The 26,674-nt window shown below is 68.9% G+C and carries 11 protein-coding genes; 4 read left to right on the top strand and 7 right to left on the bottom strand.

Annotation, left to right across the window (positions count from 1 at the left end):
- From EET13_RS30870 to gatC, 3 genes are all read right to left on the bottom strand, one after another.
- Positions 1-99: 6-phosphofructokinase (locus EET13_RS30870; protein WP_142995911.1), on the bottom strand; the 99-nt coding region annotated here is incomplete at its 3' end.
- 67 nt (positions 100-166) lie between these two features.
- On the bottom strand, positions 167-1,648 hold the full coding sequence (gene gatA, locus EET13_RS08515) for an Asp-tRNA(Asn)/Glu-tRNA(Gln) amidotransferase subunit GatA (RefSeq protein WP_122441868.1): 1,482 nt from the start codon (positions 1,646-1,648) through the stop codon (positions 167-169).
- Positions 1,645-1,944 carry an Asp-tRNA(Asn)/Glu-tRNA(Gln) amidotransferase subunit GatC gene (gene gatC / locus EET13_RS08510; RefSeq protein ID WP_122441867.1) on the bottom strand — a complete coding sequence of 100 codons (300 nt, stop codon included), beginning with the start codon at positions 1,942-1,944 and terminating at the stop codon, positions 1,645-1,647. The genes gatA and gatC overlap by 4 nt, the downstream gene beginning before the upstream one ends.
- Before the next feature lie 98 nt (positions 1,945-2,042).
- On the opposite strand from gatC, the gene EET13_RS08505 reads away from it, so the two are divergent.
- On the top strand, positions 2,043-2,699 hold the full coding sequence (locus EET13_RS08505; protein ID WP_122441873.1) for an ACT domain-containing protein: 657 nt from the start codon (positions 2,043-2,045) through the stop codon (positions 2,697-2,699).
- Between the two features lie 64 nt (positions 2,700-2,763).
- On the opposite strand, the gene EET13_RS08500 is transcribed toward EET13_RS08505, so the two are convergent.
- From EET13_RS08500 to EET13_RS08485, 4 genes are all read right to left on the bottom strand, one after another.
- A complete protein-coding gene (locus EET13_RS08500; RefSeq protein ID WP_122441866.1) occupies positions 2,764-3,918 on the bottom strand; it encodes an LLM class flavin-dependent oxidoreductase in 1,155 nt (384 codons plus the stop codon).
- 94 nt (positions 3,919-4,012) lie between these two features.
- Positions 4,013-6,100 (bottom strand): NAD-dependent DNA ligase LigA, encoded by a 2,088-nt coding sequence (gene ligA / locus EET13_RS08495; protein WP_122441865.1) that lies wholly within the window; start codon positions 6,098-6,100, stop codon positions 4,013-4,015.
- Between the two features lie 126 nt (positions 6,101-6,226).
- Entirely contained in the window at positions 6,227-6,406 is a 180-nt protein-coding gene (locus tag EET13_RS08490; protein ID WP_122441864.1) for a hypothetical protein, read from the bottom strand.
- A 389-nt stretch (positions 6,407-6,795) separates the two neighbouring features.
- Positions 6,796-7,821, bottom strand: coding sequence for a uroporphyrinogen decarboxylase/cobalamine-independent methonine synthase family protein (locus EET13_RS08485; protein WP_122441863.1), 1,026 nt, complete (start codon positions 7,819-7,821; stop codon positions 6,796-6,798).
- Between the two features lie 71 nt (positions 7,822-7,892).
- On the opposite strand from EET13_RS08485, the gene EET13_RS08480 reads away from it, so the two are divergent.
- The 3 genes from EET13_RS08480 (at position 7,893) to EET13_RS08470 (ending at position 26,660) form a co-directional block, all read left to right on the top strand.
- The gene (locus tag EET13_RS08480; protein WP_103849786.1) at positions 7,893-8,522 is read left to right on the top strand and encodes a sensor domain-containing protein; all 630 of its coding nucleotides are present in this window, start codon (positions 7,893-7,895) and stop codon (positions 8,520-8,522) included.
- Between the two features lie 644 nt (positions 8,523-9,166).
- Positions 9,167-17,062 carry a SpvB/TcaC N-terminal domain-containing protein gene (locus tag EET13_RS08475; protein ID WP_122441862.1) on the top strand — a complete coding sequence of 2,632 codons (7,896 nt, stop codon included), beginning with the start codon at positions 9,167-9,169 and terminating at the stop codon, positions 17,060-17,062.
- Between the two features lie 16 nt (positions 17,063-17,078).
- A complete protein-coding gene (locus EET13_RS08470) occupies positions 17,079-26,660 on the top strand; it encodes a Tc toxin subunit A-related protein (RefSeq protein WP_122441861.1) in 9,582 nt (3,193 codons plus the stop codon).
- The last annotated feature ends 14 nt before the right edge of the window (positions 26,661-26,674 follow it).

Raw genomic sequence — 26,674 nt, 5'->3', positions numbered from 1 at the left:
CGACGAGCCGTAGCGGGCATCGCAAGTGCGCACCACGGCCCGGATGACGGCGTTGAGGCCGGGGCAGTCGCCGCCTCCGGTGAGAAGTCCAATCCGCATGCCATCATCTTGCACCGCAGCTGGCTCGCGCAAGCGAGAGGTGCCCCAGCTCGCGCCTAGATGGCTCCTAAATCGGCGAGGGCAGCGGGCCACGGGCGGCCTCGTAGGCGGCTCCCACCCGGTAAAGCCGGTCGTCGGCCAAGGCGGGCGCCATGATCTGCAGCCCGACCGGCAGCCCGTCGTCGGGGGACAGCCCCGAGGGCACCGACATGCCGCAGTGGCCCGCCAAATTCAGCGGCAATGTGCACAGGTCGAACAGGTACATCGCCAGCGGGTCGTCGACCTTCTCCCCCAGCGGGAACGCGGTGGTGGGAGTCGCAGGCGAGACCAGCACGTCGACCGATCGATAGGCCTCGTCGAGATCGCGGGCGATCAGCGTGCGCACCTTCTGGGCCTGGTTGTAGTAGGCGTCGTAGTAGCCCGCCGACAGGGCGTAGGTGCCAATCATGATGCGGCGCTTGACCTCCGGGCCGAACCCGGCCGCGCGGGTCATGGCCATCACCTCTTCGGCGCTGTGGCTGCCGTCGTCGCCGACCCGCAGCCCGTAGCGCATCGCGTCGAAGCGGGCCAGGTTGCTCGACACCTCCGACGGCAGGATGAGGTAGTAGGCGGCCAGCGCGTGGTCGAAGTGCGGGCAGTCGACCTCGCTGACCTCGGCGCCCAGCGCGGTCAACTGCTCGACCGCCGCCTGAAACGACGCCAGCACACCAGGCTGATAGCCCTCACCGCGTAACTGCTTGACCACCCCGACGCGCACCCCGCGCAGGTCACCGGACGCGCCGGCCCTGGCGGCGGCCACGACGTCGGGTACCTCGGCGTCGACGGAGGTGGAGTCGCGGGGGTCGTGCCCGGCGATTACCTGGTGCAGCAGCGCGGTATCCAGCACCGTGCGCGCACAGGGGCCGCCCTGATCCAGCGACGACGCGCAGGCCACCAGCCCGTAGCGCGACACCGTGCCGTAGGTCGGTTTGACGCCGACGGTCGCCGTGAGCGCGGCCGGCTGCCGGATCGAACCCCCGGTGTCGGACCCGATGGCCAGCGGCGCCTGGAATGCGGCCAGCGCCGCCGCGCTGCCCCCGCCGGAGCCGCCGGGTACCCGCTCGACGTTCCACGGGTTGCGGGTCGGGCCGTAGGCGGAGTTCTCGGTCGAGGAGCCCATCGCGAACTCGTCCATGTTGGTCTTGCCGAGGATCGGGATGCCGGCCGCACGCAACCGTGCGGTCACCGTGGCGTCGTAAGGGGATCGCCAGTCCTGCAGGATCTTCGAGCCGCAGGTGGTGGGCATGTCAATCGTGGTGAAGACGTCCTTGAGCGCCAGCGGCACGCCGGCCAACGGCGACGGCAACGTCTCGCCGGCGGCCAACGCCTGGTCGACGGCGCCCGCGGCGCTCAAAGCCTGGTCGGCGCCGACATGCAGGAAGGCGTGGTAGCGGTCGTCGGTTGCTGCGATCTGGTCCAGGCAGGCCTGGGTGAGCTCGGTGGACGACAGCTCCTTGGCGGCGACTCGGGCGGCCAGCGTGGCGGCGTCGGTGCGGATGAGTTCGCTCACTCGGCGTCCCCCAGGATCTGCGGGACGGCGAAGCGGCCGTCGACGGCCTCCGGCGCCGCGGCCAGCGCCTGCTCCTGGGTCAGGCACGGCGCGATCTCGTCGGGGCGCGTGACGTTGACGTCCTTGAGCGGGTTGTCGGTGGCTTGCACGCCGGTGACGTCGACCGCCTGGATCTGGCTGACGTGCGCCAAGATGGCATCGAGTTGATCGGCGAAGTGGTCGAGTTCCAACTCGGTCAGCGCCAGACGGGCCAGCCGGGCCAGATGGGCCACCTCGTCGCGGGAGATCTGAGACACGAGCGAAAAGCCTAACGGGGAGCGTGCGGCTGGTTCACCCGAGTCGCTCTGCTCTTGCCGACATGCCGTGCGCGCAGTGCTGTGTAACAGTGTTGGCCGTGCCGTCGTATCTGTTGCGCATCGAGCTGGAGGACCGCCCGGGCAGCCTGGGGTCCCTGGCGGTTGCATTGGGTTCGGTGGGCGCCGACATCCTGTCGCTGGACGTCGTCGAGCGCAGCGGTGGATATGCGATCGACGACCTGGTGGTCGAGTTGCCGCCGGGCGCGATGCCGGATCGGCTGATCACCGCTGCCGAGTCAATGACGGGCGTCCGGGTGGACAGCCTGCGCCCCCACACCGGGTTGCTGGAAGCCCACCGCGAGCTGGAGCTTCTCGACCACGTCGCTGCGGCCCGCGACAATATGTCCAGACTGCAGGTTCTTGTCAACGAGGCGCCCAGGGTGCTGCGTGTGAGCTGGTGCACGGTGCTGCAGAGCACGGAGGACGCCTTACACCGGCTGGCGGGCAGCCCGGGCGCCCCGGAAACGCGCGCCGATTCGGCTCCCTGGCTGCCGATCGAACGCGCCGTGCCGCTCGACGGTGGCGCCGACTGGGTGCCCCAGGTCTGGCGTGACATGGACACCGCGATGGTGGCGGCACCATTGGGCGATCCGCATATGGCGGTGGTGCTGGGGCGGCCCGGCCCGGAATTCCGGCCCTCTGAGGTGGCCCGCCTGGGCTATCTCGCCGGAATCGTGGCCACCATGCTGCGCTGACCACGCCGCTGTCGACGCGAGCACCAACCAGGCGGCGCGAGGTTGCTTCCCCGTCGACAGCTGGTCACCGGGGAGGCTCCGGGCGGCCTCGCCGACCGTTAAGCAGCCGGGCGATCCGCAGGGTGGCCCACAACCCGTAGCGGGCCGCACGCTGGGACACCAGACCGGACACGGGTGCGAGGACCACGTGGCGCACCCCCGCGTCGCCGAAGGCCCGCAGCTTGGCCGCCACCTGCCGCGGAGATCCCCACAGCAATGGCCCCTCGGTCATCACGGCATCCGGCACGGCGGCAATGGCGGCCTCGATCGCCCGGCGATTGTGGCGGTCGGGCACGAAGTCGACGAACGCGTCGAAGTGCGCCCCGAGAGGGTGCACGGCACCGGCTTGCCGCCACACTTCGGCGGGCGCAACGAGCCCAAGCAACCGGATGGCTTTGGTGTCGAGCATGGCCCGCGCCTCCCGCTCGGTCGCGCCGATCACCGCGAAGCGATGCAGCGCCGGGGTGATCGAGCCGGCGTCTCGCCCGGCCTCGGCGGCCGCCGCCTGCACCACCGCCAGCTTGGCCGCATACTCCTGCGGCGAGACCACCGTGACGGGATACCACCCGTCGCCGTAGCGTCCCGTGAGCCGCAGCATCCGCGGACCGTGCCCGCCGACCCAGATCTGAGGTACCCGGCCGCGCGGGGCATCGAGGTCCATTGTCGCCCGTTCAAGCTGAAAATGCTTGCCGGAGAACGTGATTGGCCCCCGCGTCGATAGGCACAGGCGGATCACCTGCAGCGCCTCCTCCAGCCGGGTGACCGGCTCGGAGAAGTCGAGTCCGTACGGGTCGATGTTCATGCGCTCGCCCGCGCCGATGCCCAGGATGGGCGCGCGCCGGGTGAGATGAGACAGCGTCAGCATGGCCTGGGCGATGAGGACGGGGTGACGCCGAATCGCCTCGGTCACGCCGACGCCCAAGCGCAGTCGCCCGGCCCGCGACGCGAGATAGCCCAGCAGAACCTGGTAGTCGAAAAACTCGTGTGGGCTTTGATCTTGCGCCGCAAGCCAGCTGAGGTCTTTGTTCCAGATGGCGCGCGGCACAGCGCTCTGGAAGTGGTCGATGAGCATCACCGACTCCAGCCGCGCCGCCCGGGCTGCAAGTAACAACGCCCGAGCGCTGCTCAACGGCGGCTGCGTCCCGATCTGCAGGCCTACCGAGATCGCCGAGCTGTTCATGAGTGTTCTCGCCGCGGTGATCCCGGGCGCTGGTCAGGGGACAACGGCGCGCCCCGGTAGAAACGCTTGCGACGATGACCGCCGGCACGGCGTGTCACTCCCGTACAGCTTCGGGGTCGGCGGGGCCCTGCGCTAACAGTTCGCGAAAGCCGTCCTCGTCGAGGATCGGCACCCCGAGCTCCACCGCCTTGTCGTATTTCGATCCGGGGGAATCTCCGGCGACGACATACGACGTTTTTTTCGACACCGAGCCGGCGGCCTTGCCGCCGCGGGCAACGATCGCCTCCTTGGCCTCGTCCCGGGAAAAGCCGGCCAGCGAACCGGTGACCACGACTGTCAAGCCGGCCAGCGTGCGCGGCACGCTTTCGTCGCGTTCGTCGGCCATCCGCACCCCGGCAGCCCGCCACTTGTCGACGATCTCGCGATGCCAGTCGACGGTGAACCATTCCGAAACCGCGGCGGCGATGGTCGGGCCGACCCCCTCGACGGCAGCCAGCTGCTCGGTGGACGCGTTGGCGATGGCTTCCAGAGTGCCGAATTCGGTGGCCAGCGCACGGGCAGCCGTCGGCCCGACATGGCGGATGGACAGCGCCACCAGCACCCGCCACAGCGGTGCCGCCTTGGCCTTGTCGAGATTGGCCAGTAGCCGTTTGCCGTTGGCCGAGAGTCCACCGGCCTTGGTGCGGAACAGCTCGGTGCGCAGCAGGTCGTCTTCGGTGAGGGCGAACAGGTCACCCTCGCTGGTGATCACCCCGGCTTGCAACAGCGCCACGGCCGCCTCGTAGCCCAGCACCTCGATATCCAGGGCACTGCGGCTGGCTACATGGAACACCCGCTCCCGCAGTTGCGCAGGGCAGCGCTGGGAGTTGGGGCAGCGGATGTCGGCGTCGCCTTCCTTCTCCGGCGCCAGCACGGTACCGCACTCGGGACATGTTGTGGGCATGACGAATTCGCGTTCGGACCCGTCGCGCAGGTCGACCACGGGTCCGAGCACCTCGGGGATCACGTCGCCGGCTTTGCGGATCACCACCGTGTCGCCGATGAGCACACCTTTGCGTTTGACCTCCGAGGCGTTGTGCAACGTGGCCTGCGCGACCGTCGACCCGGCGACCTTCACCGGCGTCATGAACGCGAACGGCGTGACCCGCCCGGTGCGCCCGACGTTGACCCGGATGTCGAGCAGCTTGGTCTGCGCCTCCTCCGGCGGATACTTGTAGGCGATCGCCCAGCGCGGCGCCCGCGACGTGGAGCCCAGCCTGCGCTGCAGTGCCACCTCGTCGACTTTGATTACCACGCCGTCGATTTCGTGGTCCACCTCGTGGCGATGCTCGCCCCAGTAGTCGATGCGCTCCTGCACGCCGGCCATGTCGTTGACCAGGGTGGTGTGCTCGGAGACCGGCAACCCCCAGGCGCGCAGCGCCAGGTATGCCTGGTGCAGGCTGGCGGGGCGAAAACCCTGGGTATGGCCCAGCCCATGACAGATCATCCGCAGCCGCCGCCGGGCCGTGACCGCCGGATCCTTCTGACGCAGCGAACCCGCCGCACTGTTGCGGGGGTTGGCGAACGGCGCTTTGCCCTCCTCGACGAGGCTGGCGTTGAGCGCCTGGAAATCAGCGACCCGGAAGAACACCTCGCCGCGGACTTCGAGCACCTCGGGGACCGGGTAGTCGTCGCTGGGGCTGAGCCGTTCGGGGACGTCGTCGATGGTGCGGGCGTTGAGCGTGACGTCCTCTCCGGTGCGCCCGTCACCTCGAGTGGACGCACGGGTCAACCGGCCCTGCTGGTAGACCAGCGACAGCGCCACGCCGTCGATCTTGAGTTCGGTGAGGTAGCTGGCAGCATCGCCGACCTCGGCATGAACCCGCGCTGCCCACGCGGCGAGTTCGTCTGTGCTGAAGGCATTGTCGAGGCTGAGCATCCGCTCCAGGTGCTCGACGGGCTCGAACTCCGTGGCAAAACCCGCACCCCCGACCAGCTGAGTGGGCGAATCGGGCGTACGCAGCTCGGGATACTGTTCCTCGAGCACTTCCAGCCGGCGCAGCAGCTCGTCGAATTCGGCGTCGGTGATGATCGGCGCGTCGCGCACGTAGTAGCGGAACTGGTGTTCGCGCACCTGCTCCGCCAGGTCCTGCCACTGATGCAACACTGGGGGCGGTGTGGTGTCGGCTTCGGGCGAACTCACCCTGGCAGGCTAACTGAGGCGGCTGACACGAGAAGGGTGCGCATTGTCGCAGCACGCAGCGAAAGAGAGTGTGTCGATGCAAGGCGATTGGCGCCGACTGGCGTAGGCATCCCCGCCGCCCTCGGCTCATCGCCGCTTGCCCGACCGGACCCGGTAGGCGGTGTAGCCCATCAATACGGCAAGGCCTCCGGTACTGATCAGGCCCAGCGTCGTGCCGTGGGTGCACACATTCAGTACGAACAGGGCTAGGGACAGCGCCGACATCACTAGGTAGAACGCTGGGCCGTACAGAGGATTGGTCTTCACGCGTCAATCCAGGCGTTTGCCGGCAGCGTCCAGGCCGTCAGCGACTGCCGCCGTACGGAGAGCGATTGACCGAGCAATAGCGATGGCCGGCGGGTTCGCAGTGTTCGTCGGCAAGAAGGCCCCAGACTCCCACGGCTGACCACAGCGATGGTGGATTGCAGTCTTGGAACGGCAGTCTTCGTTTCCAAGGAAGCGATAGCCATCAGTGCCGACATACCAGATTTTGTCAACGAGACCTCCGGTTCTGGTCCAGTACAGGACGCGTACGCCCGCTGCGCCGCGGCATTGTGTCCATCCACAAAACCAACAAACCGCTAGCTGTTCAGCAACCGCGGCAGGTGCGGGTCCACACAATCCGCTACATCAGCTCGTCGCGCCCAGCGCCCCGTTCAAATGGCGTCCGGGTCCTCAGCGAACGCCTCGGCGGCGTTACGGGCCAGCCCGATGGCGGTGCGAGCCCATTGCGGCGTCGCCCCCGCCAGACCGCATGCCGGAGAAACCCCGACGCGATCCCGCAGCGCCGAGCGAGAAAAGCCGAGCCGATCGGTCACCGCGACCACCTGCCCCGCCACCTCCTCGGCAGCCGGCCGCCTCAAGGGCGCGACGGCGGGGACCACGCCCAGCACCACGGTGCGCCCCGTCTCGACGAAGGCCGCGACACCGTCCAGGTCCGCCGCGCACAAGGTGCCCGCATCCACCGACACCGCACCAATAGCGCTGCGCCGCAACAGTTCCCACGGTAGCTCCCGCGCGCAGCTGTGCACCATGACGTCCGCGCCGGCCGCCTCGGCGCAGGTGTCCAGCAGTGCGCCGGCCACCGCCTCGTCCAGCGGGGCCACCGGGGTCAGCGCGGTCACACCGGTCAGCCGTCCGCCCAGGGCCGCCGGCAACGACGGCTCGTCGAACTGAACCACCACCGGCGTGTCCAGCCGGCGGGCCAGCGTCGCCCGGTGCGCGGCGACGCCCTCGGCCAGCGAGGCCGCCAGGTCACGCACCGCGCCCGGGTCGGTGATCGCCCGGTGGCCGTTGGCCAGCTCCAGTCCCGCGCTCAGCGTGATCGGTCCTGGGGCCTGAACCTTGACCACCTGCCCGCTGCCCCGCAACCCGGCGGTCTCCCACGCTTCTTCCAGGGCGTCCATGTCCTCGTTGAGCAGGCTGACGGCGCGGCGGGTCACCGCGCCGGGCCGGGCGACAATGCGGTAGCCGCGCGGCACGGTGTCGACGGCCAGATCGAGCAGCAGGGCGCCGGCCCGGCCGAGCATGTCGGCGCCCACTCCCCGGGCGGGCAACTCGACGAGATGCGCCAACGCATCGGCCAGCTCACCGACGACCACCTCGGCGGCGGGCCGCGCCGCGGTGCCGGGCCAGGATCCGATGCCGGTGGCCCGTGCGAACGGCGGCGCGAAATCACTCACTTGTCAACCGTATTCGAAGGCTGTTTAACGGCGGGGCGCGCGGGTAGGTTGCAACCACAGAAGGGTGGCTGATGGTGGGATCAATCCGGCTGCTGCTGTGGTGCTGTGCGGTGGCGCTGACGGTGGCGTGCACACGCGTGGTCGACGGTGAAGCACTGCCGCCCTTCGGTATTTACCCGCTCGATGTGCTCAACGTCGACACCCTGATGCTGGACCAAGCACGGATGCGCGCGATCACCGGCGCCGGTGACGACCTGACGATCGTGCCGTCGATGGACGGCAAGCATCCGGTCGACATCGATGCCCTCGCAGAGGCCCTGCCCCGGGAATGCCGGTTCATCTATGCCGAAACGGCGACCTTCGGGCCCGACATCGCAGGGTTTCACAAGATCACCTTCCAGGACCCGCCCGAAGGCGCCCTGATCTCCGAGGGCGCCGCGGTGTATCGGGATCCCGGCATCGCCCGGCATGCCTTCGAGTCGCTGGTGGGCGCGGTGAGCAACTGCGCAACCAGTTCCAGTGGCCCCCTGCTGGTCAGTGTGTGGCATGTCGACGGTGACTCGCTGCACATCCGGCCCGGCGACTGCGGCCGCGACTACCGAGTCCTATCGGTGGCCCTGCTGGAAGTCACCTTCTGCGGGTTTCCGGAATCGGTGCCTGGCATCGTCATGACGAACATGGCCGCCAACGTGCCGGGTTAGACACCCGTGGTCTTGGTCTGTACGACGCGGGCGTCGGTGGATCGCCCCGGCCGCGTCCTCGAAACCTGCGAACCCCCAAGAGCCCGAACAGGTTAGGACTGGGACGCACCAAGCTCGACTGGCCCAGGCGAGCCGTCGGCATGGCCGGCACGCCGCCAAGCCGACCCGAGTCGACCGAGACGCCCGCAGGCAGCGCACGGAGTCCGCCGCAACCCGCGACGCTCACAATGGACGAAATCCAGGTAGCCGATGACTCTTTCGGGGTGCGGCTTCGGAGCGATAGGCTCGTCGGCACAGCGCCAGATTGGAGGGTTGCACATCGGTCACAGCCGCTGATCGCGCGTCATGGGAAACGGGTCGGGTCCTTGTCAGCAGCATGCGCGCCTTCGCTGACCACCGTGACTGAGCGATGCGTGGTCACCTGAGGTGACCGGCGGGCCGAGGATTTTCTGCTCTGATTCGTAAGGGGCGGGCAACGATGGTGACGGTTGGGCACGACTTTTCCAACACCGACTTGGTGGATGAAGTGGCGGATGCGGGGTCGACGCAACGGGCGCAAGCAGTTTCGGTTCGGGCGGTGGTGAAGTGACATTGGCTGCCTACGACCCGGCGGGCGACGTGCCTGGTGCCGCATCGGAAGCACCGTGGCCCAGCCACTGACCGAGCAGAGCAATGCCGCGGCGGCGCCACTGGCGCTGCCCAAGGGGGGCGGGGCGATCCGCGGCATCGGTGAGAAGTTCGGGGCCAATCCCGTCACCGGAACCGGCAGCCTGTCCATTCCGATTCCGGCCAGCCCCGGACGCGACGGCTTCGGCCCCAGCCTGACCCTGACCTACGACAGCGGTTCGGGCAACGGACCGTTCGGCTTCGGCTGGACGCTGCGCCTCGCGTCGATTACCCGGCGCACCGATCGCGGGCTGCCGCGATACCGGGACGCCGCGGAGTCCGACGTGTTCATCCTGGCCGACACCGAAGACCTGGTTCCGGTGCTCACCGACGCCGGTACGCGTTTCGAGGACCGGGCCAGCGCCCCCGGCTACGTCATCCATCGTTACCGGCCCCGGCTGGAGGGCCTGTTCGCGCGGATCGAACGGTGGACTCGGCGCAGCGACGGCGATGTGCATTGGCGCTCGTTTTCCCGAGACAACGTGCTGACGATCTACGGCCGCGACGACCGCTCACGCATCCGCGACCCGGCCGACAGGCGCCGCATCTTCTCCTGGTTGGTGAGCGAGACCCGCGACGACAGGGGCAACGGCATCCTGTTCGACTACGTCGCCGAGAACGGCGCCGGGGTCCCGCTCGAACAGGTGCACGAACGCAACCGCGGCAGCCGCGCCGACGCGGCACGCAGCGCCAACCGCTACCTCAAGCGGGTACGGTACGCCAACCGCACGACGCTGCTCGACGAAAACGGCGACCGCCCAACCGATCTCACCCAGGCGAACATCGACTCGACGGTGTGGATGATGGAGGTGGTCTTCGACTACGACGAGGGCCACTTCGAAACGCTGCCGCCCGCCCCCGGCGTGCCGGCACGCGAGCAGCACACCCTGGTTCGCGCCAGCCCGCAGCCGGCTCACGCGTGGGCGCCGCGGCCGGACCCGTTCTCGACGTTTCGGCCCGGATTCGAAGTCCGCACCGTCCGGCGCTGCCGGCGCGCACTGGTGTTCCACCACATTCCCGACGTGGCCGGCATGGCCGAACCCGCGCGGCCCGGTTACGACGGCCTCGTGGCCGCCACCCACTTCGACTACAACGACCTGGACCTGCCCGCCTCCGTCGCCGTGGAACACGCACACGACGGAAGCACCCGGTACGGCTCCTTCCTGTGCGCGGTCACCCAGTCGGGATATCGCCACGCCGACGCGCCCGGTACCGAACTCGAGCAGTCGCTGCCACCGGTGGAGCTGCGCTACAGCCGTCCGGCGATCCAGGAGGCCGTCCGCCAGCTCGACGCCGAGGACATCGCCGACCTCCCCGCCGGCCTGGACGCGCGGCGCCGACTCGTCGATCTCGACGGGGAAGGACTGCCCGGCATCCTCGCCGACGAGGCAGGCTGGTGGTACTACAAAGCCAACCTCGGCGAAGGCCAATTTGGTTCCGCCGCAGTGGTTTCCAGCCAGCCGCGGTCGGGGCGCGACCGGTTGATCGACCTCGACGGGGACGGGCGCCCCGCCCTGGTCTGCCTCGACGGCCCGGTGCCCGGCTACTACGAACGGGCACCGGGTGCCGGCTGGGAAAACCTGCGTGCCTTCGAGCGGCTTCCCGCGCTGGTGTGGGACGACCCGGCGCTGCGCTTCGTCGACGTCGACGGCGACGGCCGACCCGACGTCCTGGTCACCGAAGACGAAGCGCTGGCCTGGTATCCGTTCCTGGGCGACGAAGGATTCGGCGACCGGGTGCGGGTGCCCGCAGCGCTAAACGAGGAGCTGGGCCCACGCGTCGTCCTCGCCGATGCGCTGGAATCCATCCAGCTGGCCGACATGAGCGGCGACGGGCTGGCCGACATCGTCCGGATCCGCAACGGCGACGTCTGCTACTGGCCGAACCTGGGTTACGGCCAATTCGGCGCCAAGATCACCCTCGACGACGTCGCCCCCTTCGACGACGCCGAGGCGTTCGATCAGCGTCGTATCCGGCTGGCCGACATCGACGGATCCGGCACCACCGACCTCATCTACCTCGCCGACGACGGTATTCGCCTGTACTTCAACCGGTCCGGCAACAGCCTCAGCGAAGCGCGCCCGCTCCCCCCGCTGCCGCACCTCGACGACGTGGTCAACGTCATGGCCGCCGACCTGCTCGGCAACGGAACCGCCTGCCTGGTGTGGTCGTCGTCGCTGCCCGGCGACGCGGGCGCACCGATTCGCTACCTCGACCTGATGGGGGGCGCCAAACCGCATCTACTGGTCGCAACGACCAACAACATGGGCGCCGAAACCCGCGTCGAATACGCGCCGTCGACCCGGTTCTACCTCGCCGACAAGCGGGCCGGCGCCCCGTGGCCGCTCCCGCTGCCGTTTCCGGTGCACGTCGTGGAGCGAATCGTCGTCGTCGACCACATCAGCGGCAACCGATACAGCACCCGATTCGCCTACCACTACGGGTATTTCGACGTCGTCGAGCGCGAATTTCGCGGCTTCGCCAAGGTCGACCAATGGGACAGCGAGGCATTCGCCGCGCTCGATCCCGCCGGCGCGGCCCCGGTCGCCGCCAACCTCGAGGCGTCCGCGCAGGTGCCGCCGGCACACACCGTGACCTGGTTTCACACCGGCCAGTGGGAGCGCCGCGCGGAGTTCGACGCCGCACTCGCCCGCGACTACTACGGGCAACCGCAGTTGGGTGAGCCGGTAGTGCCGGCCGGGCTCACCGTCGACGAGGAGCGCGAGGCCCGCCGCGCGCTCAAGGGCTCGCTGCTGCGCCGCGAGGTCTACGGACTGGACGGCACCCGCCGCCAGCCGCACCCCTACTCGGTGACCGAAAGCATCAGCACCGTGCGCTGCCTGCAACGCCGCGCCGGCAACCGGCGCGCCGTCTTCCACACCGCGCCTCGGGAGACGATCACGCTGCACTACGAACGCGAGCCGGACGACCCTCGCGTCCAACACGACCTGACCCTCGAGGTCGACGACCACGGCAATGTCGTGCGTGCGGCGCAGGTGGTGTACGCGCGGGCCACGCCGGACGCAGAGTTGCCGCCCGAGGAGCAGGCCGCGCAGGCCGCCGTGCGTGTGCTGCTCGCCGAGAACCGGATGACCGAACCTCTCAGTCAGCCGGGCACGTATCGCGAGCCGGTGCCCTGCGAGCAACGCCGATACGAGCTGGCCGGGATCCCGCCCCCGGCCCCCGCGACCCGATACGGGGTCGACGACCTGGCCCGCCGGACCGTGCAGGCCACCGAAATCCCTTTCGAGGCAACGCCAACCGGAGCCACACCGCAGAAGCGGCTGGTCGACCACCGCCGCGCCTATTTCCGCCGCGACGACCTCAGCGGCCCCGCGCCGTTGGGCAGCACCGGGCGCCGCGCGCTGCTGCACCAGCGCTACGCCCTCGCCTTGACGCCCGGTCTGGTCGACCAGGTGTACGGGACCAAGGTGAGCGCCGCGCTGCTCGACGGCCCCGGCGGCTATGCGCACCCCGACGGCCATCCAGGCTATTGGACCTCGTCGACCCGTGAGCTGCTGTCACCCGGCGCAACCGACAACCCGGCCCAGGAATTCGCTTACGCCCGTGCACATTTCTTCCGCCCGCTGCGCCTTCGGGACCCGTTTCACACCGCCGCCACCAGCACCGAGTCGTTCACCGTGCTCGACGCGCACGACCTGCTGGTCGCCGAGACCCGCGACGCGCTGGGCAACACCACCCGCGCTGTCGGTCTGGACTACCGGGTGCTCCGCCCGTCGCGCCTGGCCGACCCGAACGGCAACATCAGTGCCGTGGCCTACGACGCGTTCGGCGTGGTCGCCGGCAGCGCCGTCATGGGCAAACCCGCGCCCGCCCCCGTCGAGGGTGACACGCTGGGCGGCTTCGTCGCCGACCCGACACCGGCGCAACTGCAGGACTTGCTGGCCGACCCGCGCGGGCCGCTGGCGGCCACCCTGTTGGCGGGCGCGACGACACGAACAATCGTGGACCGCAACGCCTTTCGCCGGACGCCAGCGGGTCCGCCGGTGACCGTGACCATCGTCAGAGAAATCCACGTGTCCGATCTGCCCGCCGGCGCGGCCAGTTTGCTGCAGGTCCGCCTGGCCTACTCCGACGGCCTGGGCCGGCAGGTGCAAACCAAGGCGCAGGCACGCGCCGGGCCGGTTGCGCAGCGCGACGCCGCGGGCGCGGTGATCGTCGGCGCCGACGGGCAGCCCGTGCTCACCGCGACCGACGCGGACCCGAGGTGGATCGCCAGCGGCTGGACGGTGTACAACAACAAGGGTTTTGCCGTCCGCCAGTACCAACCCTTCTACACCGACCGCCATCAGTTCGAATTCGATGTCCGGGTGGGGGTCAGCCCCATCACGTTCTACGACCCGCTGGGCCGCACGGTCGGAGTGCTGCATCCCGACCACACCTGGCAGAAGACCGTCGTCGGCGCGTGGCGCTCGGAATCCTGGGACGCCAACGACACGGTGGCGCTGGTGGGCGCCGCCGACGACGACGTCGGTGGTTTCTTCGAACGCCTGCCCGCGGCGGCGCACGTCCCGACCTGGGCCGCGCTGCGCACCGATCCCGCGTTGGCGGCCGCGCGCTGGCCGGATGCCGGTGACCGGGCGGCGCAGCGCCGGGCCGCCGAGCAGGCGATGATACATGCCGCGACACCGACTGTCGCGCATAGTGATTCGCTCGGGCGCGCGGTTCTGACGGTGGTGACCAACCGCTACAAATACTCCGACGCCGCGCCGGCCGACCCGCCGACCGAGCGCACCTACCGCAACCGGGACGTGCTCGACATCCTCGGCCGGCGCCGCGCGGTGATCGACGCACGCGGGCGGACCGTGCTGCGCGCCGCATTCGACCTGCAGGGCAACCGGATCCACGAAGCCAGCATGGAGGCAGGAGCCCGTTGGAGCCTGACCGACGCCATCGGCGGCGCGCTGGTCTCCTGGGACGACAAGGGCCGGCGGTTCACCACACGCTACGACGTGCTGCGCCGGCCCACCGGCACCGTGCTGAACGACGGCGGCGCCGACGTTCTGGTCGCCGACACCGTCTACGGAGAATCGCGGCCCGACCCGCAGGCGGCCAACCTGCGTGGGCGTGCCGTCGAACTGCGGGACCAGTCCGGGTCGGTGACCACCGACCGCTTCGACTTCGCCGGCAATCCGCTGCGGGTCGAACGGGCATTGGTGACAGACTACCGCAGCGTCATCGACTGGTCCGGGGCGGTCGGCCTGGAAAACGAGCGCTACCTCAGCGCAACCCGGTTCGACGCGCTGAACCGGCCGATTCAGGTCATCGCGCCGCACAGCAACCAGCCCGGCGCGGCGGTCAAAGTGTTGCAGCAGCAGTACGACCAGGGCTCGCTGCTGCGCCGTCTCGACGTGTGGATCGACGAATCCGATGAGCCCCCAGCACTTCTCGACCCGGCCAGCGCCGACGTACCCGCACTGGCCGACGTCCGCTACGACGCGCAAGGGCGCCGCACCCAGGTCGACCGCGGCAACGGTGTGCGCACCACCGCCCGCTACGACCCGCTGACCCAGCGACTCGCCGCGCTCCAGATCCGCCGCAACCCAGCAGCTTTCGCCGACTGCCCGGACCCGCCGCCGGCGGGATGGCCCGGATGCCAGCTGCAGAATCAGCGGTTCGTGCATGATCCGAGCGGCAACGTCGCCGCGGTGCGCGACCTCGCCCAGCAGGCCATCTTCTTCCGCAACAGGCGCGTCACCGCCGACAGCGACTACACCTACGACGCCTTTTACCGGCTGATCGAGGCCACCGGCCGCGAACACATCGGCCAGGCGGCACCATCCCCGACCACGTACAACGACGTTGCGCGCCTTCGTATCCCGCACCCGGCCGACGGCAACGCGATGGCACGCTACCTCGAGCGCTACACCTACGACGACGTCGGCAACCTGCAAGCGGTAGCACACGTCGGCACCGATCCCGCCAATCCGGGATGGACCCGAACCTATGCCTACGCCGAGACCAGCCAGCTGGAGCCGGCACAGCACAATAACCGGCTCACCAGCACGACGGTGGACGGTGTGACCGACGTCTACGAGTACGACGAGCACGGCGATACGCTGAAAATGCCGCAGCTGCAAGCGATGCAGTGGGACTTCGGCGACCGGCTGCGGATGACGCGGCGACAGGCGGTGAACGCCGGCGACGCCGACGGCACCGCCCACGCCGGCGAGCGGACCTACTACGTCTACGGCGCCGGCGGCGAACGTTCACGCAAAATCACCGAAACCGCCGTCGGCGCCGTCGTCCAGGACCGCATCCAGCTGGGCGGCGTGGAGATCCTGCGCCGCGCCGGCCCGTCACCGCTGACCCAGGAGACCCTGCACATCCCCGACGGTTCGGCCACCCTGGCCATCGTGGAGACGACGCTGTCCGGCGGGCCGCCGGGGGCGCCGAAACACCTGGTGCGACATCAGGTCCGCGATCAGCTCGGTTCGGCGGCCGTCGAGCTCGACGACCAGGCACGGATTATCAGCTTCGAGGAATACACCCCCTACGGCGCCACCACCTACCAGGCGGTACGCAACCAGACCGAGACACCCAAGCGATTCCGCTTCCTGGGCGCCGAGCGCGACGAGGAGTCGGGACTGCAACACCTGGGCGCCCGCTACTACGCGCCCTGGCTGGGCCGGTTCGTCTCCTGCGATCCGATGGGCATCGAGGGCGGCACCTGTCTGTATGCATACAGCCGCGGCAACCCGGTCAGCCGCAAAGACCCGGGCGGCATGGGCGACGAGCCGACGGCCGCCGGCGGCATCACGATCACCAGCGGCGGCGGCGTCAGCGCGGGACCCTTTGTGGTCAACCGGGATCCGTCGAAATACGTCGTCGCATTCGGACCGGGAATGGGCTACATGGACCGCGCCGAGCACAACACCGGGCTCATCCCGCTCAACATTCAGGACAAGTACAACTGGGGACGGCCCGGCACGGGACCGCCGGCGTTCTTCCCGTCCGGCCCGGAGCTGGAAAAGCAATTTCAGATACCCAATTCCGAGGGCCAGCGACGCGACCTCTACCCCATGTTCTCGGCGCTGATGACCGAGGAGGCGCTCGAAGGCAAGGTCGCCAGCACGGTCCACTTCGACATGCGCAAGGTCAACCCGACACCCAAGATGCCGCCGCTGGTGCCCGGTGACCCGGAGGCCTCCACACCCGGATACTCGTGGGCCGACTTCCACTCCTCCGCCGAAGCGCGCCGGGTGCTGGCGCACCTGGCCGACACCGCCCCCGGCGACCGCAAGGTCGACATCTTCATCGAACACGAAGACGGAATCTCGATCATTCGCAAGGGCTCCGGCGCCGTCGAAGGCGCGCCGCTGCCGCAGCGGCTGGCCAAATTCGTGCCCAACCTCAACAACAGCGGCACCCGCGGCAGCGGCGGCGGAACGGGGACCGCGCCCACCGGCGGCAGTGCGCCGGGCGGGGGCTCCAAGGGCGGCGGTTCGCGCGGCGGACCCAGCCTCGGCCAGCGAGTCGGCGGCGCGGTCGCCGGCGCCGCCCGGGTAGCGATCCCCGGCGTCGTCGAAACCGAAGCCGTCGTGGGTAGCAGCGCCCTGCTCGCCTACGGCCTCGGCTACCACACCGCAGCCGCGACACTGCTGACCGTGGCCGAGGCGGTTCCCGTCGTGGCGGCCGCCGGCGCGGGCGGCGCACTCGCCGGACTGGCGGCCCGCAACGCCGCCAAGGAATACCTGGGCGCCACCCAACAAGAGGCAGACACCATCGGCCTGCTGGCCGCCGTCGGGGTCGGCGCCGCCATCGGATCCGTCATTCCCGGCGTCGGCACCGCCGTCGGCGCCGCAATCGGGGCCGCGGTGGCCGGCATCGCCTACCTGTTCAGCATCTGGTGACCGAAGGGACCCGGACATGCCGCTCGACAGCAAACTCAAGCTCGACGACATCGCGCGCCTGCAGAGCCCGGGCGCCACGCCGACCAAGCACCGCGTCGAACTGTTGCACCAGGCGCTCGGCACGCTGGGCCTGCCAGTCGACGCCGGCGAGGTGGACGAGGCCAAGCTGGGTAAGACCACCTCCGCCGCGGTCAAAGTGCTGCAGGAGCGGGCGGGACTGGACCAGACCGGCAAGTTCAACAAATCCACCGTCGACGCGCTCAAGGTCCACGTCGAAGACCAGCTGCTGACCGCAAGCAGCTACCGCGCCGGCCGCATCCAGCAGCTACTGACCGACGCCGGGGTGGCCGTCGACCCGGGCGAGCGCAAGACGCGTACCTTCGGCCCGTCGACCCGCGACCAGCTGAAGGAGTTCGCCGCCCAGGCGGGGCTGCGCGATGACGGCCTGGTGACCCAGGACGTCATCACCGCGCTGCGCGCGCACGCGTTGACCCGCAAACTGGGCACCAAGACGCAAACCAGCAAGCTGCAGAAGACGATGCTGCGCGCCGCGCGCGCCCGCAACATCGACCTGCACATCGACGGCACCGAGATGCGGACCAAGGAACTGGGGCCGTCGACACAGGCCGCCATCCGCACCCTGCAAGCGCGCTTCGGCCTACCGGCGACCGGCACCATGGATCCGGAAACCTTCGACCGGGTGCACGCCGCCGCCGCCAGCAAACCGCGCAAGCCGGTGCTGGTGTCCGCGCCGGATCCGACGGCACTGAAGCCGATCCCGCGGGCACTGCGCCTCAACGCAACCAACAAGGACGTGCCGGTGCTGCAGCATACGCTGGCGTTCCTCGGCCACGCGGTCAACGAGACGGAGTTCAAAGACACCCGGTTCGGGGCGTCCACCCGCGCCGCGGTGCTCGCCTTCCAAAAGTCGGCGGGCCTGCCGGAGACCGGTCACGTCGACAGGGGCACGCTCGTCGCGCTCAACCAGGCCGTCATCCGCGCCAATCCCGCCGCCGCAGCCACCACGGCCCGCATCCGCGGAACCGTCCGCGACACCGCGTGGGCCGGCATCAAAGGCGCGAGCGTCGAACTGCGCACCCGCGCCATCGGTGGCGCCGGCGTCGTGCTGGGGCAGCGCGCCACCCTGGCCAACGGTTTCTTCGATCTGCCGTACACCGCGCCGGTCGACGCCACCACCGGCAAGCCGGTATCCCCGCTGCTGCTGACGGTCACCTATCGCGACCCCGCCGGCGCCGAGATCGGGCGCAAGAACCTGACGAACCCGCCGCCCATGGCGTGGGCCAACTTCACTCAGGGCGACCGACCGTACGCCGGGCCGTCCGATTACGAGGTGCGGCTCGCGGCCATCAGTGCCGCCGCCAAGGGCGCCCCGCTGATCCTGCTCACCGAAACCGCCGAACGTCCCGATATCAGCCACGTCGCGCTGGCGTGCGGCCTGGCACAGGACGACGTGATGCGCATGGTGCTGGCGGCCCGGGTGTCGTCCACGCTCGCCGGCGGCGCACTGGACATCGCGGTGGTGTACGCCTTTCTCGAGCAGAGCCTGCCGCCGACCCTGCCCGACGAGCTGCTGGCCAGCACCCACGAATGGGAGCTCATCGACCAACTCGTGGAGAACACCGCCAACGGCATCGCGTTCATGGAGAGCCCGTTGCAGGAGGCGGCACTGGATAGCGCGCTGGCCGAAAACCTGATCCCCGTGACCGTCGGCGCCCGCCGCGCCGACATCACCGCGGCGCTGGCCGCCAACCGCACCGCCTTCGCGCTGCACAAGCCGTTGCTCGTGGGCAACGGCAGCCTGGCGTCGGTGCTGGGCACCAGCACCATCCCGGCCGGCGAATTCGACAGGGTCGCCGAGGTTTTCGTGAGCACGCGCGGTTTCGGCGCCGAGTTCTGGACCGGCGTGAACGCCGCCTTGCCGGGCCTGGACACCCAGGTCCAGGATTTCAAGCAGTCCGTGGAAATCGGGCTCGTCGTCAAGAACCACCTGCCGACGATGACCTTCATGAAAGACAAGATCGCCGATCCGGACGACGGGCGGGTCAACTCGGCACGTGACCTAGCCAAGCTCACCCCGCAGGAATGGAGCGACTACATCTCGGCCAACGGCAACGCGATCCCGGACGGGACCGACGGTGCCACGCTGCCGGCGCGGCGCGAGACGTTCGCCCGCACCCTGGCCGCCCAGAGCGAGCGCATCTTCCCCACGGTCGCTTTCGTCGCCGAGGTCGGCCGCAGCACTCAGACCGCGCTGACCAAGGTCGACGAGGTCGCGGCATTGGTGGACGCCCACGAGGACCTGGACTTGCGGACCGCCAACGTGGACGGGTTCGTCGCCAGCAACGCCATCGCGGTCGACGACGACGTACGCGCCGATCTGCGCGTTCTGCAGCGCGCCCACCGGCTGGCCCCCACCGCATCGACCGGCCGGGCCTTGCTGGACAACCACCTGCACAGCTCGATGCAGATCCTGTCGGTGGGCAAAGCCGAGCTGGTGCAGAAGCTCGGCGCCAGCGGCGTCGACCAGCCGACGGCCCTGTCGATCCACGGCTACGCCCTGTTCCAGTACGCCAACGTCTTGGCGCGCCTGGGCGACTTCCGCGCCGAGATCCACCAAAGCGATCCGGCCGCCGTGGTCCCGCAAGGAGTCAGCGTCGCCGAGCGTGCCGATCTGCTGGGCCAAATCCCGGACCTGGAGCTGCTTTTCGGCCCGCTCGACGTGTGCGATTGTGCGCACTGCGCCTCGGTGTACGGCCCGGCCGCCTACCTCGCCGACCTGTTGCGCTTCCTCGACGCGCATCCGTCGCAGGTCGCGGGGCGCACCGTGCGCGAAATCCTCACCGACCGCCGTCCGGACCTGGTGACGACAAAACTGAACTGCCCCAACACCGAGACGGCGGTGCCCTACATCGACCTGGTCTGCGAAATCCTGGAAGCCGCCGTGACCGGAGCGGACCCGGACGGCCAGACCACCCGCCCGGCCGAGGAGCTGCGCGCGGTCCCCGAGCATCAACGTGACGGCGCCTACAACACGCTGCGCAGCGCCGACTTCCCGATGACGGGTGTGTTCGACCTATGGCAAGAAGACGCCCGCGTGCTGCTCGAGCACCTGGGTGTCCCGCGCTGGCGGTTGATGGGGGTGTTCGGCGACCCCGACGCCGACGCCGTGTCGATCGCGGCCGAGCAGCTCGGCATCTCCTCCCACGAGACGTCGATCATCATCACCGCCGCGGCCACTTCGGCCGCCCAGCAGAAGTTCTGGGGCCTGGACCCCGACCAGGCCGAGATCCCGGTGCTGGACGTGATGGGCCACGCCCACCTGACCTACGAGCAGATCCTGGAATTGCGGACGCTGACCTGGATCAACCCGCCGGGGGCGCCGGCGCCCGTGCAACTGGCGCGTCCGGTCAGCAGCGCGTCGCTCGGCGACCAGCGGATGACCGGGATCACCGTCGACACGCTGGACCGCATCCACCGGCTGCTGCGGCTGTCGCGTCACGTGCCGTGGGATCTGTGGGAGCTGGACCTGCTGGTGCGGACCACCCACCTCGGCGGCGGCGCCGTCAACGGACCGGCACTGGTCGCCCTGCGCGACGCCGCCCAACTGCAGGGCCGCCTCAACGTGCCCGCCGAGACGCTGGCCACCTGGTTCGGTGATCTGCCCCGGCAGGGCCGTCCCGACCCCGCCGACCCCGCCCGGGCGGCGATATCGGCCTACGCCGCGCTGTTCGCCAACCCCGCCGTGCTCAACCCGCCCGACCCCGCCTTCGCGACGCCGGGCGGCGGCGCCATCACCGCCGATCACCACCCGGCCCTGTTGGCGGCGCTGTCGGTGACCGAAAGCGAGCTCACCGCACTGCTCGCCAAGGTGGGCGCGACCTTCGACATCGCGCACCTGAGCGGCCTGGTGCGCTGGGCTACGCTGGCCCGCAGCCTGGGCATGCGTGCCGGCGAGCTGCTGGCGCTGGCCACGCTCGTCGAGTCCGTGGTCGAGGACCCGTTCGCTTCCCCCGCGGCGCTGCTGGAATTCCTCGACGTCCGCGACGTCGTCCACACCGCCGGAGTCGCGCCCGCCGAACTCGACGCGCTGCTGCACGCCCGGCCGGACTCGCCGTATCTGCCCGGCGACGACGCCACCACCGACGCCGCGCGCACCCTGCGGGAAAGCCTGCGCACCGCCACCGCGGATACCCGCGCCGGAGCGGCCATCAGCCACGTCGCCACCACCTTCGGGGTGCCCGCCGAGCACGCCGCGCTGCTGATGAGCAGCCTCACCATGACCGGCGAGCCGCTGGCCACCCGGTTCACCGATGCGGCGATCGACGCGAACGACGCTGCCGGAAACTACGTCACCGAGCTGAGCGCCGCGGCACAGCCCAGCCTCTACGCCTCATATGCGTTGCTGCACAAGGTCGTTCGTCTGATGCGTGTGCACGGCGTCACCGCACTCGACGACCTGCGATGGCTGCTCGACAACGCCGCCGACGTGGGTGTGCTGGCATTCGGCGATCTGCCGGTGTCCGCCGAGCCGCCGACCGATCTCTTCGGCGACTGGCTTGCCCTGGCCCGGCTGCGGCTGCTGCGCGCGACGGTGCCGTCGGCGCCCGAGCTGCTGCGCCTGGGCGGCAAGCCCGCGTCGACGCTGGCGCAGTTGCGCACGGCCGCCGCCGACTTCGGCCTCAGCGCCGACGACCTCGCCAAGCTCGATGCCGGCCGGCGAGCGCCCTACCGCGACCTGCGCTTCCTGGCCCGGCTGTGTGCGGCCGCCGCCCAGATCAAACGCCTCGGTGTTTCTGCCGCAACATGTTTCGCCTGGGCGGACCGCGACACCGACGCCGCCCAGGCCGACATCGCCCGCCAGATACGACAGACGGCGAAGTCGAAATACGAAGCCGCCGCGTGGCTTTCGACCGTGACGCCGATGCAGGACAATATGCGCGAGCACAAACGCGACGGTCTGCTCGCCCATCTGATCGAGAAGTCGCTGCGCATTGAATCCCCGTCGGTCACCGTCGACGGCACGGTGTACGCCAACCGCAAGTACTGGCGCAACTCCGAGGATGTCTTCAACTACTTCCTGATCGACGTCGACATGTCGGCCTGCCAGCTGACGTCACGCATCCAGGAGGCCATCAGCGCGGTGCAGACCTTCGTGCAGCGCTGCTTCCTCAACGTGGAAAAGCCCGAGGTGCTGATTTCCGGCGCCGAGCGGGCCGATCAGGTCTCGCTGGACGCCTGGAGCCAGTGGAAGTGGATGAAGAACTATCGGATCTGGGAAGCCAACCGCAAGATCTTTTTGTATCCGGAGAACTGGATCGAACCCGCCCTGCGCGACGACAAGTCGCCATTCTTCGTCGAGCTGGAAAACGAACTGCTGCAAGGGGAAATTACCGACGCGCGGGCCGAGACCGCGCTGCGCCACTACCTGGAGAAGGTGCACGAGGTGCACGACCTCGAGGTGGTCGGGATGTATCACGACGTCGACGACGACTCGCCCTTCGACAACCTGCCGCCGTCGATCAACCGGGCACACGTCATCGGGCGCACCAAGACCGATACCCCGTCCTACTTCTACCGCGGCTTCGACCTCAACACCGGGGTGTGGTCGGCCTGGGAGCGTATCGACCTCGATATCACCGGTGAGCACGTCGTGCCGGTGGTGTATAACCGTGCGCTGCACCTGTTTTGGCTGGTAATCACCGACAAGCCGCAGAAGGTGCGGCGCCAGCCCGCGGCTCAGCAGACCGCATCCACCAGCGATGCCCCCGAGCCGCCCAAGCAGCTCGAGATCAAACTCGCCTGGGCGGTGCGCCGCGAGGACGGGTGGAGCCCGCGCCGGGTCACGCCGAACCCGCTCGTGCATCCATGGCAGCGGCCCGCCGGCAGCTACACGCTCAAACCGCGTTACAAGACCCGGGAAAACCAGCTGTGGCTGGACCTCTACGTGTCCACCAGCCTGGAATTCAACAACACCAAGTTCTACGACCCCTACACCGGTCAGTTCGCCTACCTGACCGGAACACGTTTCGACGAGACCGCGCGTCCGTGGCACTCGTCGTCATTCGTGTTCGACGGCAACGTGATTGCGACCAAGCTGAAACCGCTGCGCGGCCAGTACCACGTGCTCGACGCCGCCGGGCTGGCCTCCCCGGCCCTCACCCAGACGACGTCGTATCAATACGTCCACGACGCCGCCGACGATCGCGGCCGCATGGTGCTGCCGCTCACCGGCGGTTATGAGATCGCGCCGCGAATGGCCCTGCCCGAGGGCATGCATTTCCAGACCAACCGCCTGGTCAACAACACCTACAAGATGAACAGCGGCCGGCTGTCGGTGCTCGAGTCCGGAGCTTCGGTCGCGCTGCTCAACGCGGCACGGGCTCCGTTCTCGCTGTCGTTCTCGACGCATCACGTGCAGCTGGACACCGCCGCCTACGAACGCAGCCCGTTCTTCTACTCCGACACCGGCCGAACATATTTCGTGGAGTCGGAGTGGGTGACCATCCAGCACGGGTCCAGCCAGACGCTGCAGCTGCGGTACCGGTTCGCGCCGTTTTCGCACCAGTACACCGCGCTGTTTCTGCGTGAGTTGAACCGCGGCGGCATCCCCGGTCTGCTGAGGCGCGCCATCCAGCGCTTCCCGCAGACGTTCTACCCGACCAATTCCTTCAACTTCGCGAGCTATCAGCCCACCGGCGTGGCCATCGCCGAACCGACCGCCCAGACTGACGTCGTGGACTTCAGCCCGCGCGGGGCGACGTCAATCTACAACTGGGAGTTGTTCTTTCACGCACCATTCCTGATCGCCTGCAAGCTCACGGCCAACCAGCGCTTCGACGAGGCCATGAAGTGGTTCCACTACATCTTCGACCCGACCGACACCGAGCAGCTGGCCGCGCCGCAACGTTTCTGGGTGACCAAACCGTTCTTCGACATGGGCGACGTCGACATACGCAAGCAACGCATCCAAAGCATCTTGGACAACGTCGAAAGCCATGCACCGGAGGTCCGGGCCTGGAAGAACGACCCGTTCAAGCCGTTCCTGGTGGCGCGGACCCGGCCCGTGGCCTTCCAGAAGGCGGTTGTCATGAAGTACATCGACAACCTGATCGCCTGGGGTGACCAGCTCTACCGGATGGACACGCTGGAGTCGATCAACGAGGCACGGATGCTCTACGTGTTGGCCCACGAGCTGCTCGGCCGCCGCCCCGAGCACGTCCCGGCGGCGCCGCGCGCCGACCAGTCCTATGCCGAGCTGACGGCGGCCTCCCCGTTGGATCCGTTCGGCAACAAGCGGGTTGACGTGCTGCTGGAAAACTTCGTGGCCCGTCCGGCCACCGTGGTCGATGCTCCGCCGGGAACACCGCCGCTCCCCGAGCTGCCGTTGTTGTACTTCGGCATCCCGGCCAACGATCAGCTCGAGCAGTACTGGACGACGGTCGAGGGCCGGCTGTTCCAGATCCGCCATTGCATGAATCTGGCCGGCCAGGTGCGCCAGCTGCCGCCGTTTGCCCCACCGATCGACCCGGCGGTACTGGTGCGCGCGATCGCGGCCGGCGTCGACCTGGACAGCGTCCTGGCCCCCTCGGCGGCCGCCGCCAGCCCGTACCGCTTCCGCACGCTGGTGGGTAAGGCGCTCGAAGTGTGCGCCGAGGTGCGGTCGCTGGGCCAGCAGATGATCGGCGCGCTGGAGAAACGCGACGCCGAAGCGCTGGCGTTGCTGACCGCCGGAAACGACGTGGCCTTGCAGGACGCGATCACCCTGATCCGCAAACAGCAGATCACCGAGGCCAACCTGGCGGCCGCCGCGATGGAGAAGGGTTTCGACGCGATCGACGAACGGATCGCCTACTTCGGGGCCATTCCGCGGATGAACGACTGGGAGACGGCCGGCGTGGTCGTGCACGGCCTGGGCCTCATCTCAGAGATCCTGGCCACCGTGCTCAGCGCGGTCGCCGGACCGTCCCACTTAATTCCGCAGATCGAAGCCGGCGCAGCGGGTTTCGGCGGCTCCCCCACGCTGACGGTGAAGTTCGGCGGCACCAACGTCGGCAGCGCGGCCGGCAGCTTCGCCGCTTTGTTCAACGGTCTGGCCGGCATCCTGCACCAAGGCGGCCACATGCTGGAAACGCAAGGCATGTACACCCGTCAATACGACCGCAACCAGCACGAGTTCACCGTCGCTCAGAAGGATCGGGCGCATCTGAGCGCGCAGCTGGAGGCGTCGAAGGTGCGCATCACCATCGCCGAAAAGGAGCTGGAAGCTCACGAGCTGCACATCGACCATGTCGGGGCCACCGCCGAATACCTCAAGTCGAAATACACCAACCAGCAGCTCTACGACTGGATGGTCGGGCAACTGGCTACCGTCTACTTCCGCGCCTACCAACTCGCCTATGACCTGGGCAAGCAGGCCGAGCGGGCCTTTGAGTACGAGTTGGGCGCCGACCCGTCCCGTCCCACATTCGTCCAGTTCGGGTACTGGGACAGCCTCAAGAAAGGTCTGCTGGCCGGTGAGCGCCTGACCGCCGACCTGCGCCGCATGGAGGCCGCCTACTTGGACACCAACCGGCGCCGGTTGGAGCTGACCCGGTCCTTCTCCCTGGCGGCGATCAACCCAATGGCCCTGGTTCAGCTGCGCACCACCGGCAGCTGCAACCTGACCCTCGACGAGTGGCTTTACGACCTCGACCATCCGGGCCACTATCAGCGCCGGCTGCGCTCGGTCGCGATGTCGGTGCCGTGTGTGACCGGTCCGTACACCAATGTCAACGCGACGCTGACGCTGACCGGCAACGGTGTGCGGCTGATCGATGATCCCGGTGGCGACTACGGCGATCCGTTGGTGACCGACGACGCCCGCCGGTTCGCCGCGGAGAACGTACCGGTGACGATGATCGCCACCAGCCATGGGCGCGCCGACAGCGGCATGTTCGACAACCGCGGCGACGACGACCGCTACCTGCCCTTCGAGGGCGCTGGCGCGGTGAGCAAATGGACCATCGCGTTGAAGAAGGCACACAACCAGTTCGACCTCGCGACGGTCACCGACGTCATCCTGCATGTCGAGTACACGGCGCTGCCCGGCAGCCCCGCGCTGGCGACCATGGCCACCACCGCGTTGAATACCAAATTGCCCAAGAATGGCGCCCGCCTACTTGCGCTCGACGCTGAATTCTCCGGCGCCTGGTACCGATTCGAACGCCCCGACGCCGATGCGGAGCAAATCTTCGCGATTGACGTCGGCATGCAGCAGGTGCCATTTGCCATTCGGCGCGCGGCGGGATCAACCGGCCTGGTCGTCACGCGGGCCGACCTGGTGGTGGAAAGCGCTGCAACCCAGCCGTTCGACGTCCGCGCCGCGGGGCCGGGACACAACCTTGGCGCTAGCGTGCCGCTGACCGTCGACGGCACCTTCGGTGACCTGTTCCATGCGGTCATCACGCCCGGCCCCGGCACGCCGCTGCTGGGCAGCTGGCAACTGTCAATCAAGCGCCAGGCCGACAATGACTTCAAGACGCTTCCCGCCGGCCTGATCAGTCACGCCTACCTCGTGCTGCAGTTCGGCACGCCATGATCCGCGCGGCGGCT

Source organism: Mycobacterium attenuatum, from assembly GCF_900566085.1.
GTDB classification, from domain to species: Bacteria; Actinomycetota; Actinomycetes; order Mycobacteriales; family Mycobacteriaceae; genus Mycobacterium; species Mycobacterium attenuatum.
The sequence above is the reverse complement of the archived record's forward strand: the minus strand, read 5'-3'. Positions and strand labels throughout refer to the sequence as shown.